The sequence below is a fragment of the Hoylesella nanceiensis DSM 19126 = JCM 15639 genome (assembly GCF_000379965.1).
GTDB classification, from domain to species: domain Bacteria; phylum Bacteroidota; class Bacteroidia; order Bacteroidales; family Bacteroidaceae; genus Prevotella; species Prevotella nanceiensis.
Genome location: NZ_KB904327.1, coordinates 126,597 through 141,979 on the forward strand (window position 1 = coordinate 126,597; position 15,383 = coordinate 141,979).

At 35.5% G+C, this 15,383-nt stretch carries 11 protein-coding genes; 8 read left to right on the forward strand and 3 right to left on the reverse strand.

Annotation, left to right across the window (positions count from 1 at the left end):
• The 7 genes from A3GM_RS0100565 to A3GM_RS0100595 all read left to right on the forward strand — a co-directional run bounded on the left by A3GM_RS0100565 (nucleotide 1) and on the right by A3GM_RS0100595 (nucleotide 9,514).
• Nucleotides 1–912, forward strand: a complete 912-nt coding sequence (locus tag A3GM_RS0100565) for an ABC transporter substrate-binding protein (protein WP_018361441.1) — start codon at nucleotides 1–3, stop codon at nucleotides 910–912.
• 28 nt (nucleotides 913–940) lie between these two features.
• Nucleotides 941–3,142, forward strand: coding sequence for a tetratricopeptide repeat protein (locus A3GM_RS0100570; protein ID WP_018361442.1), 2,202 nt, complete (start codon nucleotides 941–943; stop codon nucleotides 3,140–3,142).
• Nucleotides 3,143–3,298: 156 nt separating this feature from the next.
• Complete coding sequence (locus A3GM_RS0100575) at nucleotides 3,299–4,825, forward strand: GH3 auxin-responsive promoter family protein (protein WP_018361443.1); 1,527 nt, start codon at nucleotides 3,299–3,301, stop codon at nucleotides 4,823–4,825.
• Between the two features lie 101 nt (nucleotides 4,826–4,926).
• Nucleotides 4,927–6,879 (forward strand): Ig-like domain-containing protein, encoded by a 1,953-nt coding sequence (locus tag A3GM_RS0100580; RefSeq protein ID WP_018361444.1) that lies wholly within the window; start codon nucleotides 4,927–4,929, stop codon nucleotides 6,877–6,879.
• 28 nt (nucleotides 6,880–6,907) lie between these two features.
• Nucleotides 6,908–7,723, forward strand: a complete 816-nt coding sequence (locus A3GM_RS0100585) for a DUF3108 domain-containing protein (RefSeq protein ID WP_018361445.1) — start codon at nucleotides 6,908–6,910, stop codon at nucleotides 7,721–7,723.
• Between the two features lie 40 nt (nucleotides 7,724–7,763).
• Nucleotides 7,764–8,801 (forward strand): UDP-glucose 4-epimerase GalE, encoded by a 1,038-nt coding sequence (galE, locus tag A3GM_RS0100590; protein WP_018361446.1) that lies wholly within the window; start codon nucleotides 7,764–7,766, stop codon nucleotides 8,799–8,801.
• A gap of 182 nt (nucleotides 8,802–8,983) precedes the next feature.
• Nucleotides 8,984–9,514 (forward strand): 30S ribosomal protein S16, encoded by a 531-nt coding sequence (locus tag A3GM_RS0100595; RefSeq protein ID WP_018361447.1) that lies wholly within the window; start codon nucleotides 8,984–8,986, stop codon nucleotides 9,512–9,514.
• A 126-nt stretch (nucleotides 9,515–9,640) separates the two neighbouring features.
• Here the strand turns inward: A3GM_RS0100595 and A3GM_RS0100600 are convergent, their stop codons facing one another.
• The 3 genes from A3GM_RS0100600 to A3GM_RS0100610 all read right to left on the reverse strand — a co-directional run bounded on the left by A3GM_RS0100600 (nucleotide 9,641) and on the right by A3GM_RS0100610 (nucleotide 14,460).
• Nucleotides 9,641–10,063 carry a nucleoside 2-deoxyribosyltransferase gene (locus A3GM_RS0100600; protein WP_018361448.1) on the reverse strand — a complete coding sequence of 141 codons (423 nt, stop codon included), beginning with the start codon at nucleotides 10,061–10,063 and terminating at the stop codon, nucleotides 9,641–9,643.
• 407 nt (nucleotides 10,064–10,470) lie between these two features.
• Complete coding sequence (locus A3GM_RS0100605; RefSeq protein WP_018361449.1) at nucleotides 10,471–11,670, reverse strand: clostripain-related cysteine peptidase; 1,200 nt, start codon at nucleotides 11,668–11,670, stop codon at nucleotides 10,471–10,473.
• Nucleotides 11,671–11,820: 150 nt separating this feature from the next.
• Entirely contained in the window at nucleotides 11,821–14,460 is a 2,640-nt protein-coding gene (locus tag A3GM_RS0100610) for a valine--tRNA ligase (RefSeq protein WP_025829761.1), read from the reverse strand.
• A 99-nt stretch (nucleotides 14,461–14,559) separates the two neighbouring features.
• On the opposite strand from A3GM_RS0100610, the gene mazG reads away from it, so the two are divergent.
• On the forward strand, nucleotides 14,560–15,363 hold the full coding sequence (mazG, locus tag A3GM_RS0100615; RefSeq protein ID WP_018361451.1) for a nucleoside triphosphate pyrophosphohydrolase: 804 nt from the start codon (nucleotides 14,560–14,562) through the stop codon (nucleotides 15,361–15,363).
• Nucleotides 15,364–15,383 lie beyond the last annotated feature (20 nt).

The window sequence follows — 15,383 nt, forward strand, 5'->3', positions numbered from 1 at the left end:
ATGAAAAATATTACCATCTTATTGTTTGCTTTTGTTGTTTTCTTAGGAGGATGTGCAAACAATAGCTCACGAGAACAAGAAAAACAAGAGAAAGAAAAGCAAAGAAAATTAGACTCTTTGGCGCTAAAGATAGCTGTAACTCCAACGTTAGACTGTCTACCTTTATTCATAGCGAAAGAGAGAGAGATGTTCTCTTCAAAAGAACTTGATGTTCGTTTGAAGAGATTTAAGGCAGATATGGATTGTGATACTGCTTTTGTTTCTGGGTCAGTTGATGGTATGTTCTCGGATCTTGCACGCACAATGCGTATCGAAAGCAAAGGTTTACCCGTTGAATATTTATCTGTAACCAATAAATCGTGGAAGTTAATTGCCAATAGAATTGCTCGTTTAAAGCACACTTATCAATTTAATGATAAGATGATTGCAATAACTCGTTATTCTGCAATCGACTATTTAACAACCAAAGTGTTCGAGAGTGTGAAGTTAAAAGACCCCTTCTACCGAATTCAAGTGAATGATGTTGCGATACGATTAAAGATGTTAACCAATAATGAATTGGATGCTGCATGGCTCCCAGAGCCACAAGCTGCGGTGGCATTGCATAGCAAGAACAATCAATTAAGCGATAGTAGAGACCTTAAAGTTTCGTTAGGTGTTTTGGCATTTAGAAAGAAATGCTTCTCAAATGAGCATAAAAAACAACAAATAAAGGCTTTAGCAGAGATTTATAATGCTGCTTGCGATTCGATAAATAAGAATGGATTATCTGCTTATTCTGCAATTATAAAGAAGTATTGTAACCAATCTGAAGACGTAGCAGCAAGCATAAAATACGACAAATATCAACACATTACTCCTGTAAGTAATGAGTCTAAAGCTCTAATGCAAAAGTATTTAGGTAACAATTGATAGGATATATAAATAAGAACTTATTATTGTGATACAATCGAAAACATTAAATGAGGTAAAACACCTTATTATTAAAGATAAAAATATTAGTAAAGCAATTGCTCTTCTTCATCAATATCTTTCAAAGAATGAGTGTTTCTCTCAGTTGGAGAGAGTCGAAGAAATAAAGAAAGAATATAATTTGATGAAGGAATACATGCTAAAAGGCTATGTAGACCAGCAACGCAACCAACTTTATTCCTCTCTTTTACAAAGGTTATACGTCATCACCATGAATGCATCTATTGATGTATTCAAAGATAAAAATCTAACTCCTGTAACTAAAGAACCCTCTTTAGGTGAGGATATTTTTACTTTTGAAGAGATAGAAAAGACGCTAACACAGTTTGTACAAGATGTTACAATGCTGTCGTTAGAGTTAGATTCGAACAAAGAAACCAAACAAAAGCAAATTTATTCAGACCATTATAACTATCTATCACGATTGTTTAATGTCATTGTTGTATCTCATCAATGGAGCGAATCTTTTGCCCTTTCATTCCAAAGTCTATTGCTTTCTCCGACGATAGAGACATCTGATGTTCAGCAAATCGTATCTGCAATAACGTTAGGAGCTATGCAAGTGTTTGATATCAATAAGTTCAAAACGCTTGTAACGCTATATTTAAATGCAGAAGATGAAGAGGTTAAGCAACGTGCATTGGTTGGATTTGCTTTTACTTTGCCATCGTTAGAAGACGAATTATACCCCGAAGTGAAAGAGATTGTAGATGAGGTAATTGCTAAAAAAGGTGCTAAGGAACTGTATGAATTGCAACTTCAAGTGTTCTATTGTAAGAATACTGATGCAGATAATGAAGAACTTCAGAAGAATATTCTACCCAATATCATGGAAAATGAGCATTTTTCTTTGAACTCTTCAGATATCATCGACTTGGAAAAAGATAACCTTAAAGACATCTTGGGGCAACATTCTAGCGAACAAGACATTGAAAAGTTAGAAGCAAGTATAGATAAAATGAAAGATATGCAGAAGGCAGGTGCCGATATTTATTTTGGTGGTTTTGCTCGAATGAAAAGCTTTTCTTTCTTTTATAGATTAAGTAATTGGTTCACTCCCTTTAGCTTTAATCACCCAGAGGTAGCGTCTTTGGTAGATAAAATAGGAGAGAGTAAGTTTATAAAAGAATTGATGAACAACGGACCTTTCTGCAATTCGGATAAATATTCCTTTGCTTTGTCTTTGTCGCAGGTCATCACTTCCTTACCAGCAAACATGAAAGAGATGTTTGAAAACAGCGGAATGTTGCCCGATAATATGATTGTAGGTGATTTAAATTCACCTTCTTACATTCGTCGAACCTATCTGCAAGATTTGTATAGGTTTTTCCGTTTGTCTACATTTAAAAATGTATTCTTCAACCCCTTCAATTATAGTCGCACAGAAAAGCAATCCTTTTTCTTTGTAAACTCATTGCTTTTAGACACTAATTTGAATGCTTTTGCACCTGAATTAGTGCGCTTTTTGATGAAGAAGAAAATGTATAACGAAATACCCGACATTCTTTCTGCTTATGAAAACGGAACGGATAGGGGATTAAAGCACCTTGCAGCGTTGTATTATTTGCAAAAAGGAAGTTATATTTCGGCCAAAGTTTACTACGAAATGCTCTATACTGAAGATACAAACGATCTAAAAGCGTTGCAAGGATTAGCACAAAGTGAACTGTATCTTGAACACCATAAAAAGGCGATTGAATATTATTCGATATTACTTCAACATGCTCCCGAAAAGTTCTCTTATCAGTTTAATAAGGCAATAGCTCTTCTTAATGAAGGCGAACTCAATGAAGGTATGAATATACTCTTTAAGTTAGATCTTGAAAAAGCTGATAACTTGGATATTAAGCGTGCAATTGCTTGGGGTTATTTGTTGCAGAAACGTGCAGAAGATTCGATCAAAATGTATCGTAGTTTGTTTGAATCTAACAACCAAATGGTTTCGGATTATTTAAACATGTCTTATGCTTTATGGGCAAATAGCGAAGTGGAAGAATCGGTGAAGATGTTTAAGCAATATATCGAATCGTTGAAGTTGGAAAAAGAAGAGGCTCGCATAAAATTGCAAAAAGATTTTGCTAACGATAGAATATTCTTTAAAACCTATCTTTATAGCGACGCCGAATGTAATATTATGCTTGATTTAATCTTCGAAGAATCTGCAAATTAATGACTTTACACTCATTCAATAATAATGAAACATCTCCATTTGGGGATGTTTTTTTATGCCGTAAAGGATACAAACAACGCTAAAAAAATACATAAAAGCAGTGCTATAACAAAATATTGAAGTATCTTTGTAATTTAAAAATATAGTAATAGAACAATGAATTTAACTAGCATTGTAGGTAAAGCTTTTAAAAGTCGTCAGAAAGAATTGCTCCTTCATCAGCAAGGTGCAGTGGCTTTACAGCATAATGTGTTGCGAAATATACTTCAACAAGGACAAAATACAGAGTATGGAAGACGTCATAATCTTTCAAATGTAAATACTTATCAACAATTTGCTCAATCAGTTCCTCTAAATACTTACGAAGATTTAAAAGGCGATATTGATAGAATGCGTCAGGGAGAGAAAGATATTCTTTGGTCTGGAACAGTGCAATGGTATGCTAAATCATCGGGAACAACCAACGATAAAAGTAAGTTTATTCCTGTTTCAAAGGCAGGTTTAAAGAATATTCATTATAAAGGTGGTTCAGATAGCGTTTCTCTTTATTTAGAAAACGTGCCTAACAGCAGAATGTTTGATGGTAAAGGACTTATTCTTGGCGGTAGTCATAGTCCTAATTACAATGTAAAAAATAGCTTAGTTGGTGACTTAAGTGCTATCTTAATTGAGAATATTAATCCTTTAGTTAATTTTGTTCGTGTTCCAAAGAAACAAACAGCATTGCTAAGTGATTTTGAGGTGAAACGTAAATTGATTGCTCTTGAAACATTAGGAAAGAATATTACGAATATTTCGGGAGTACCTTCGTGGATGCTTTCTGTATTGGTAGAAGTACTAGAGCAGTCGAAGAAAACCACAATCGACGAGGTTTGGCCAAATATAGAGGTATTTTTTCATGGTGGAATTGCCTTTACTCCTTATCGGAAGCAATACGAACAGATTATTAAAAGTCCCAATATGCATTATATGGAAACATACAATGCAAGTGAAGGATTCTTCGGAATACAAAACGATTTGAGCGATTCTTCAATGCTCTTAATGTGCGACTATGATGTGTTCTATGAGTTTATACCAATGAGTGAGTTCTATAATGAACGCCCAACTGTGGTTCCTTTAGAAGGAGTAGAGGTGGGAGTGAATTATGCAATGGTTATAACAACATCGTGTGGTCTATGGCGTTACATCATAGGTGATACTATTTCATTTACATCAATCAATCCTTATAAATTCAAAATCACTGGTAGAACAAAATCGTTTATCAATGCTTTTGGAGAGGAATTGATTATTGATAATGCAGAAAAGGGCTTGGCTTATGCTTGTAAGGCAACAAATGCAGAGGTAAAAGAATATACGGCTGCTCCTGTTTATATGGATGAAAATGCTCATTGTAGACATCAGTGGTTGATAGAATTTAGTAGATTCCCTGATGATATTTCATGTTTTACACAGCTTTTGGATAAACACTTACAAGAGATCAATAGCGATTATGAGGCGAAACGCTTTAATGATATAACCCTACAACACCTTGAAGTGGTGGTAGCACGTGAGAACTTGTTTCACGATTGGCTTAAGAGTAAAGGCAAGTTAGGTGGTCAACATAAAGTGCCTCGCTTGAGTAATGAACGTAAAATAATGGAAGAGTTATTGCAATATAATTACAATAGCGAAGTAAAAGATTAATACTTTTCTGTAATTATTTGAATAATAATATATTAAATAAATATATATTGATGGATAAGAAGAGTGATAATAGGATAACAAGGCGGTCGCTTTATGGTTTAATGGCTGTGCTTTGTTGTGTCATTTACTCATGTGCTAAGATGGGACAGCCTGACGGTGGGTGGTATGATGAAACCCCTCCACGAGTTATTAAGGCTATTCCTGAAGATAAAGGAACAAACGTAAATGAAAAAAGAATTACTATATTCTTTGATGAATTCATAAAATTAGATAACCCAAGTGAGAAAGTTGTTATCTCACCTCCACAATTAGAGGCTCCTGATATCAAGGGAGTTGGAAAGCGTATTGATATAAAATTACGTGATTCTCTAAAACAAAATACTACTTATACCATCGACTTTAGTGATGCAATATCAGACAATACCGAAGGAAATCCATTGGGAAACTATACTTATAGCTTCTCTACTGGAGATAAAATCGATACTCTTGAGGTGAGCGGTTGTGTGTTAGACGCTGAAAATTTGGAGCCAATAAAAGGTATTTTAGTTGGTTTATACTCTGATACAACCAATGTTGCGTTTACCAAGAAAGCGATGTTGCGTGTGTCGAGAACCGATAGTAGAGGTCGTTTTGTCATCAAAGGTGTTGCAAGTGGAACCTATCGTATTTATGCTTTGCAAGATGCTGATGCCAATTATTATTTCAATCAAAAAAGCGAACGCATTGCCTTTACAAGCGAACTCATAACTCCTTCGTTTCAAGGAGATATTCGTCAAGATACCATTTGGGCAGATTCGCTTCGTATAAAGAATATTATTCAAAAGCCTTATACTCGCTTTTTGCCTGATAACATTGTGCTAAAAGCCTTTACAGAGCAAAATACTGATCGTTATTTCTTAAAAAGTGAGCGTAAAGAACCAGAGGCTTTCTCATTGTTTTTCAGTTCTGGAAGTAAGGATTTACCACAAATTAGAGGCTTAAACTTTAATAGTAAAGATGCTTTCTTAATCGAAACATCTGCTAAAAGAGATTCGCTTACTTATTGGATAAAGGATACTGCCTTGGTAAATAATGATAGTTTGGAAGTGGAAATAAAGTTCTTGGCAACAGATAGTACTGGAGCTTTGAAAGAGAAGTTAGATACTTTACCGCTTGTTCCACGCCTTTCTTATGTTAAACGCTTGAAACTTCAAGAACAAGCACACGAAACTTGGAAGAAGAAACAAGAGAAGTTGAAGAAGAAAGGGGAGCCTTTCGATTCGATTACGCCTAAAGAAAAGCTTCGAATAGAAATTAACCCATCGGGTCAAATGGCTCCTGATAGGAATATTCTATTATCGTTTAAAAATCCAATAGTAAAACTTGATACATCTAAAGTGCATCTATTTGTAAAGCATGATAGTCTTTGGTATCAGGCAAAATATAGGTTGTCGCCTCAGATTATTACTCCTCCTGATTCTACTTATGCTGCTATTGCATCTCCTGCAAATCGCTTTTATGAGTTGAAAGCAGAGTGGAAGCCTGGTGCAGAGTATAGTCTTGAGTTAGATTCTATGGCTTTTGTAGACCTTTATGGATCGGTTTCAGGAAAAGAAAAACAAGGATTTAGAATCAAAGCATTAGACGAATATTCTACTATCTTATTCACTTTAAGTGGAGTAGATAATGAGAATGTTGTATTGCAGTTATTGAATAACTCTGATAAGGTGGTGAAACAAATTGAAACTAGCAAGTCTACTGCCGAGATGTTCTATGTTGAACCAAGTACATATTATGTGAGAGCGTTTATTGATAGAAACAAAAATGGACTTTGGGATACTGGCGATTATGCACGAAATGAGCAGCCCGAAGAGGTTTATTACTATCCTGAAAAGGTAGAATGTAAGGCCAAATGGGACGTAACTGTATCTTGGAATCTGAAAGGTAAGCCACTGAATGCTCAGAAACCAGGTGAAATTACCAAACAAAAGGCTGACAATAAAAAAACAATTCGACATAGAAATCAAGAAAGAGCACGTGAAAAGGGACTAGAATATTTGCCTAATTCATTGTAGTTTTATACTTTTGCTGAGGAAAGAAAAGATGAAAAGATTTAGTTCATTTATAGCTATTGCAATATTGTTTCTTTGTGTTTATCTGCCCGCTCATGCACAATGTAGTTTTAAAAACACAGCATTTAAAAGCGGAGAGTTCCTTAGTTACAATATGTATTATAACTGGCAGTTCGTTTGGGTGAAGGCTGGAACAGCCTCAATGTCATTAGTTCAGAGCAATTATAAAGGTACTCCTGCTTATAGAGCTGCGCTATTGACAAGCGGAAACGAACGAGCTGATCGCTATTTTGTTCTTCGTGATACCATTCTTTGCTATAGTTCATTAGGCTTAGAGCCTTTATATTTTAGAAAAGGATCACGACATGACAAGCAATATACAGTAGACGAGGTGTTCTATTCGTATGCAAATAATAAGCCAACACTTAAACAGCACCGTCAAAGAAGAGATGGAGAGCATGAGTGGAAGACTACAACTTTCAATGAATGTGTATATGATATGTTGAACATTGTGTTGAGAGCACGTTCTTTTAATCCTGAAGGTTGGAAGTCGGGAAATACTATTTCATTCACAATTGCAGACGGACGACATATCCAAAAGGCTCTTCTTAGATACAATGGAAAGAAAGTTATCAAAGCAGATAACGGTAAAAAGTATCGCTGTTTAGAGCTTTCTTACTTAGAACAAGAAGAAAAGAAGAATAAAGAGATTATTCGTTTCTTTGTAACCGACGATTCAAATCACGTTCCAATACGTCTAGATATGTTCCTAAAGTTTGGAAGTGCTAAGGCATTTTTAGTGGGAATGAAAGGTATAAAGAATGCTATCGCATCAGAAGTACAATAAAAATTCAAAATAACGAAATAACAATATAAAATAAACGAACATGAAACAAACAATTCTAGTAACTGGTGGTACTGGCTTTATTGGTTCACATACAACTGTAGAACTACAACAAGCTGGTTATGATGTTGTTATTGTTGATAATCTATCTAACTCAAAAGTAGAGGTTCTCGACGGTATAGAAAAGATTACTGGTATTCGTCCTGCATTTGAAGAGATCGACTTAAAGGACTATGCTGCAGTTGAAAATATTTTTAAGAAGTATCCTAATATTGAGGGAATTATTCACTTTGCTGCAAGTAAGGCAGTGGGAGAGAGTGTTGAAAAGCCCCTTATGTATTATCGTAATAATATCGATTCGCTTATTAACTTACTTGAATTGATGCCTAAATACAATGTAAAAGGAATTATCTTCAGTTCTTCTTGTACAGTATATGGACAGCCATCAAAAGAACATTTGCCTGTAACTGAGGAAGCACCAATACAAAAAGCGATGTCTCCTTATGGCAATACAAAGCAAATAAACGAAGAGATTATATATGATTACATCCATAGTGGCGCCAATATTAAGAGTATTATTCTACGCTATTTCAATCCTATTGGAGCGCACCCATCAGCACATATCGGTGAACTTCCAAACGGAGTGCCAATGAACCTTATTCCTTTTGTAACTCAAACAGCTATCGGAATCAGAAAAGAATTGAAGGTATTTGGTAATGATTATGATACAGAAGATGGAACATGTATTAGAGATTTTATTTATGTTGTAGACCTTGCAAAGGCTCATGTTAAAGCTATGGAACGTGTGTTAGAGCAAGACAGCGATGCAATAGAATACTTCAATATCGGTACAGGTAAAGGTATTTCAGTTCTTGAAGTACTAAATACTTTTGAAGAAGTAACAGGAGTGAAAGTAAATTACAGCTTTGCACCACGTCGAGAAGGCGATATTGAGAAGGTTTGGGGTAATGTAGACCATGCTAATAAAGTGTTAGGTTGGAAGGCAGATACACCACTTAGAGAAGTATTGGCATCGGCTTGGAAGTGGCAATTAAAGCTTCGTGAAGACGGAATATCATAATATTTGGTTATAGAAAGACATCTTCTTAGAGGTAATATCACTGCTTTTAAATTGTTAAATGCTATTAAACTTATGGCAAATAATGATTTAGAGTGGTAGTATATAGTTTTTTCTATGTACCTTTGTACCCGCTGTCACGTGTTGACAGCATTAATACAAACATATTAAATAAATAAAATTAAATGGCAACAAAAATCAGATTACAGCGCGGTGGTCGTAAAAGCTATGCTTTTTACAGCATTATTATCGCCGATGCAAGAGCTCCACGTGATGGAAAATTTACTGAAAAGATTGGTACTTACAACCCTAACACCAATCCTGCAACTATCGATTTGAACTTCGAACGTGCATTATATTGGGTAGAAGCTGGTGCACAACCAACTGATACAGCACGTAACATCCTTAGCAACGAAGGTGTTTACTTAATGAAACACTTACGTGGTGGTGTTAAGAAGGGTGCTTTCGATGAAGCAACTTGTCAAGTTAAGTTCGAAGCTTGGAAGCAAAATAAGGAAAGCAACACACAAACAATTCGTGATGCAGAAGCTAAAGCTAAGAAAGAATTAGTTGCAAAGAACCTAGAAGCAGAAAAGAAAATCAATGAAGCTATCGCTAAAAAGGTAGCTGATAAGAAAACTGCTGCTGAGGCTGCAAATGTAGTTGAAGAACCTGTTGTAGAAGAAATAGCAACAGAAGAAGCAGCTGCAGAATAAGAGAAAGATAAAATTTCTTGATTAAATACGAAGACTTTAAGGATTATAATTTGATTATTTCCTTAAAGTCTTTTTTCGTTTTAGATAATATCTTTATTTTAAGTAGTTCTGAAATAAGGATCTTATTTATTTCTTTTCCCTTAAAATTTTGTTTAGTTCAGTATATATTTCTTCTTCCTTCTCATAAGGAATGATATTGAAATAGCTGTTTCCGTTAAGCATTACAGATAGGTTCGATTTTTGTTTGTCATAGAAAATATAAACAGGAATATGAAGAACTTCAGCAAAAGCAAGCTCATATCCCACGCCTAATGATGGGCAAGTACACTCTGCAATCACCAAGTCACTATTCTTCAACCAATCAGTATCTTGCTTATAAATCTTATAATCATTAGTCTTTCCTTGTGCTTTTAAGCTAATATCTGCCATTCCAATATCTTCGGTTAGAACGATATCTGTTTTGTTGATGTATGCAATAATTCTTTGATAAAGGTTTGCATCAACTCTTCCACCACTTATTGAGCCTGCAAAATAAATTCGTTTATCCATCTTGTTTTATTATAAATGATCATCACAAATATAGTATAAAGGAATGAAATAAGCACAGGTGAATCATAATACTTATGGTATCACAGTATAAGAGAATAGCTTTTACCTTCTAATCTCATTGCTTTTATCGCCTAATAGTTGTGCTTTTATATCATAATAACAATGTAAAATAATAGGGGACAGATTGTGAGTGTAAAGATACGATGATTTATTTATAATATAGGTGGAAAAGTCTTGATAGAAAGTGGGACTTAGATTCTATGAGAATTGGTAAATGCTAAGGACTTAAAGTGATGATAGGAGAGGAGGAAAAGAAAAGAGTTCTCTGCTATTTAGTTGTTGCAGAGAACTCTTTTGTAGCTTTATGTTATACGAATTAGAATTGCTTTCTTGTTCGTTTTACTTTTTTAGTGGGTAGCTTTCCACCAACTAGTAGTTCTTTTAGTTGTCTTTGCAGAATATTCTTTCGACTCACTTGGGTCACTAATGGTAATTCCCGAGAACGAAGTGATATTGATATATTCCGAATTAAGCTGCCCCATAGCGGTGTATATTCTGCTAGTTGAAGCATAATAAGGAGTAACTTGGCTCATAACATTATTGAAACGATTCTTTAAATTCGTGTCAGAGCAAAGGCGGTCTACATAACTCTTCATGTCATAAAATATCGTTCCGCTATATCCATCTAGCTTTTGTATGTGAGTAGTGTCGGTAACATTGAAAGTAAATTGTTGGTTTATCTCTTTCATAATATTAGCCATCTCTTCAGTCTTTTCGCAGTTTGTCACACCAATAGCACCGCAATTGTATTGTGGAGCCTGATAGTTTGAGTAGAAATCGTGGAAGATATTTGTAATGGTTTGGTAATTGGGGTTGAGCGAAGATAATTCTTTCCACATCTTATGATAAGGCATTCCGTATGCCATAATTTCGCTAGTGCAACCAATGAGGTATGATGTTGCATTGCGCAACTCGTATGCAGTTTCTATATTCGACATGTAACAATCGTCGAACATGATATATTGCATCTTTATACCCGTTGCTTTTATGCTGTTAGCAAGTGTGCTTATGTTAGTTTGGTATTCTGGAGTAGTTCCGCCAAAGAAACGAGTTCTCGAGCGAGTTGTTGGTTCTGCAGGAAGCCAACCCACACCATGTGAGCCAATAATCATTGAATATTTTGAAGCAGGAGCAGATCTAACAACATCTTTTAGTATTGCTGTTAATCCTTGTTCGGTTGTATATGAAGTACTGTTTTGTGGAGTATATTGTTTTAATATATTCTTTATAAATAGTCCATTGTGATACTTTAGTTCATACATTGTGCCGTATTTGGGGGCTAAAGAATCGATAAAAATCACTAAACGACTATTTTTCAATCCTCCTTCTTCAGCGATAGCACTCTTAATGTCTTCAATATTTTGAATAAAGTTGTCGTGTAAGCTGTTTGCAGTATTGGTGGCACTTGCTGTCCAGGGCATATAAACAAAAATTGTTTTGCCTTCTTTCTTCACCATTTCATCTTCTGTATTGTCGTTGCAAGCAACCAAAGATAAGGCAAGAAAGATTGCAAATATACCTTTATATGTATTTTTAATTATGTTCATAAATAAAGTTTATTAGTGTTGTTATCCGAAATACTTAGTATCAATAAACGACAGAGCATATTAAAATGCCTGTCGTTTACTGGTTTGATGAGAGTTTTATAGGTTCTTGATGTCGTTGCTATACACAGACAGCAAACATCATCTTTATTCTTATTTTTGTTTTAGTTCTGCAATAGATTGCTTAAGAGCCGCAATCTTTTCTTCAGAGTCTTTTGCTTTTTTCTGTTCTAGTTCAACTACAGCAGCAGGAGCATTAGCTACGAACTTTTCGTTAGATAGCTTCTTTTGAATGCCTGCAAGGAATCCTTCTAAATGCTTAAGTTGAGCTTCTTGTTTTGCAAGTTCAGCCTTATGGTCAACCATGTCGCCAACAGGAATAGCAAATTCGTCTGTTCCAATCATAAATAATGCACAATTAGCAGCCTTCTCTTGAACTTCAACAATATTGTTGAGGTTAGCCATTTTCTTAATAACAGAATTGTAGTTAGCATATCTGTTTTGAGAAATGGTGTGTAACTCTAGCTCTACTTTAGGAGAGATGTTCTTTTGATTACGTACCGCTCTAATGTTGGTTACAATGAGTTTAACGTTTTCAATCTCGTCAATTAGATGGCTATCTTCTGTAGAGAATGCGTCAAGAGTAAGCTTTTCGCACATAATTGATTGTCCTTCTTCTCTTGTGTAGATGTGCTGCCATAGCTCTTCTGTAATGAAAGGCATAAATGGATGTAACATCTTTAGAAGTGTTTCGAAGAACTGTAGGGTTGCTTCAAAAGTCTTCTTGTCGATAGGAGAGCCGTAACTTGGCTTAATCATTTCAAGGTACCAGCTTGAGAACTCGTCCCAGAATAGTTTATAAACAACCATTAAGGCTTCAGATATTCTATATTTAGAGAAGAGATCGTTAAGCTCTTGGTTTGCTTGACGAAGCTTAGCCTCGAACCATTTCACTGCAATTGCATTGGTTGCAGGTTGTTCTTCTTTAGAAGTAGACCAGCCTTTGATGAGTCGGAACGCATTCCATATCTTGTTATTGAAATTTCTTCCTTGTTCACAAAGAGTCTCATCGAAAAGAATATCGTTACCAGCTGGAGCAGATAACATCATTCCCATGCGCACACCATCAGCACCATATTGTTCAATAAGATCAAGAGGATCGGGTGAGTTGCCAAGACTCTTACTCATCTTTCTACCCAACTTGTCTCGAACAATACCTGTAAAGTAAACGCTCTTAAATGGCATTTCGTGCTTATATTCATATCCAGCCATGATCATTCTGGCAACCCAGAAGAAGATAATGTCTGGTCCTGTAACAAGAACACTTGTTGGATAATAGTATTTTATTTCTGCATTATCAGGGTCGTTGATACCATTAAATACTGAAATAGGCCATAACCAAGATGAGAACCAGGTATCAAGGCAGTCTTCGTCTTGTGAAAGTTGACTTTCAGTTAATGTGGTGTTGTATTTGCTTTCTATTTGTTTTAGTGCATCTTCAACAGACTCTGCTACAACAAATTGACGCTTTCCTTTTATCTCAAAGTAGTAAGCTGGTATGCGATGTCCCCACCAAAGCTGACGAGAGATACACCAGTCTTTGATGTTTTCGAGCCAATGGCGGTAAGTGTTCTTATATTTCTGTGGATAAAACTGAATGTCATCGTCCATAACAGGGGGCAATGCCATGTCTGCAAAGTGCTGCATTGAAAGGAACCATTGTGTAGATAATTTTGGTTCAATGGGCACATTTGTTCTTTCAGAGCAACCAACCTTATTAGTATAGTCCTCAATTTTCTCCATTAAACCCGCATCTGTTAGGTCTTGAGCGATTTGCTTTCTAACGTCCATTCTATCTTGTCCAACGTACATTCCTGCAGCTTTAGAGATGGTTCCGTTGTCATTAAAGATATCAATGGTATCGAGATGGTGTTTAATGCCTAAGTTATAGTCATTAATATCGTGTGCAGGTGTAACCTTCAAGCAACCTGTTCCGAATTCAATATCAACATAATCGTCTTCAATTACAGGTATTTCACGATTTACAAGAGGCACAATTACATGCTTACCTTTAAGCCATGTGTTCTTAGGGTCATTAGGATTGATACACATTGCGGTGTCACCCATAATTGTTTCAGGGCGAGTTGTAGCCACAATTGCATATTTACCAGGTTCTTCAACAACCATATATTTAAGGTAATATAGTTTAGATTTCTCTTCTTTGTATATCACCTCTTCGTCGCTTAGTGCAGTTTGTGCCTTTGGATCCCAATTCACCATGCGCACACCACGATAGATTAGACCTTTATTATACAAGTCACAGAAAACCTTAATGACACTCTTTGAGCGTTCATCATCCATGGTAAAGGCTGTTCTATCCCAATCACAACTTGCGCCAAGTTTACGCAATTGTTTTAGAATAATGCCTCCGTGCTCTTTAGTCCAATCCCAAGCGTGACCCAAGAACTCGTCTCTTGTGATGTCAGTCTTCTTTATTCCTTGTTGAGCAAGTCTGTTTACGACTTTAGCTTCAGTAGCAATAGAGGCGTGGTCTGTACCTGGAACCCAGCAAGCATTCTTGCCTTCCATTCTCGCTCTACGCACAAGAATGTCTTGAATAGTGTTGTTAAGCATATGACCCATATGCAAAACACCAGTAACATTGGGTGGAGGTATAACAACAGTGTAAGGTTCTCTGCTGTCAGGTTTACTTGAGAAAAGCTTATTATCAAGCCAATATTGATACCATTTCGATTCAACTTCTTTCGAATCGTATTTACTTGCTAATTCCATATATGTTGTTCTATGATTTCGTTCTAATATAAAAAACATTGCAAAATTACTATTTTTAAGTGGAAAATGATTACTTTTGTCTAAAATAATACTATAAGTATGCATACAAGAGAGGAAAAACTAGAAGCTTTTGGACGTTTGTTAGATGTTTTAGATGAACTTAGAGAGAAGTGTCCATGGGATAAAAAGCAGACAAATAGTACGTTACGCACCAATACAATCGAGGAAGTATACGAGCTATGTGATGCACTTTTGAACGACGATTCTCCTAACATCTGCAAAGAATTAGGCGATGTTTTACTGCATGTTTTATTCTATTCTGTTATTGCCAACGAAAAGAAACAATTTGATATTGCTGACGTTTGTAATAAAGAAGTAGAGAAATTAAAATTCCGTCATCCTCATATTTATGGAGAACCAGATCCTTCTAAGAGTGTAGAAAGTATTCTTCAAGCATGGGAACAGATAAAATTGAAAGAAAAAGATGGCAATAAAACTGTCTTATCTGGTGTCCCTTCTTCTCTTCCAAGTTTAATAAAAGCTTATAGAATACAAGACAAAGCAAGAAATGTAGGCTTTGATTGGGAGCAAAAAGAAGATGCTTGGGATAAGGTTTATGAAGAGTTAGAGGAGCTAAAGCTTGAGTTAAGCAAAGAAGATAAAGAGAAATCTACAAGCGAATTTGGTGACTTTTTCTTTAGTATGATTAATGTTGCAAGGCTGTATGGTATCAATCCAGATGATGCTTTAGAGCAAAGTAATCGCAAGTTTATACGCCGTTTTAATTATATTGAGCAAAATGCCAAAGTGAAAGGAGTTGCTTTAAAAGATATGACTCTATCTGATATGGATGCACTTTGGAATGAAGCGAAATTTAAAGAGAGAAATGGTGAATTAAAATAACAAGACATTATATAATTAAT

Excerpts from the sequence above, each read along its gene's own strand:
- A3GM_RS0100565 (WP_018361441.1), top strand. The coding sequence starts at position 1 with ATGAAAAATATTACCATCTTATTGTTTGCTTTTGTTGTTTTCTTAGGA.
- A3GM_RS0100575 (WP_018361443.1), top strand. The coding sequence starts at position 3,299 with ATGAATTTAACTAGCATTGTAGGTAAAGCTTTTAAAAGTCGTCAGAAA.
- A3GM_RS0100580 (WP_018361444.1), top strand. The coding sequence starts at position 4,927 with ATGGCTGTGCTTTGTTGTGTCATTTACTCATGTGCTAAGATGGGACAG.
- A3GM_RS0100585 (WP_018361445.1), top strand. The coding sequence starts at position 6,908 with ATGAAAAGATTTAGTTCATTTATAGCTATTGCAATATTGTTTCTTTGT.
- galE (WP_018361446.1), top strand. The coding sequence starts at position 7,764 with ATGAAACAAACAATTCTAGTAACTGGTGGTACTGGCTTTATTGGTTCA.
- A3GM_RS0100595 (WP_018361447.1), top strand. The coding sequence starts at position 8,984 with ATGGCAACAAAAATCAGATTACAGCGCGGTGGTCGTAAAAGCTATGCT.
- A3GM_RS0100600 (WP_018361448.1), bottom strand. The coding sequence starts at position 10,063 with ATGGATAAACGAATTTATTTTGCAGGCTCAATAAGTGGTGGAAGAGTT.
- A3GM_RS0100605 (WP_018361449.1), bottom strand. The coding sequence starts at position 11,670 with ATGAACATAATTAAAAATACATATAAAGGTATATTTGCAATCTTTCTT.
- A3GM_RS0100610 (WP_025829761.1), bottom strand. The coding sequence starts at position 14,460 with ATGGAATTAGCAAGTAAATACGATTCGAAAGAAGTTGAATCGAAATGG.
- mazG (WP_018361451.1), top strand. The coding sequence starts at position 14,560 with ATGCATACAAGAGAGGAAAAACTAGAAGCTTTTGGACGTTTGTTAGAT.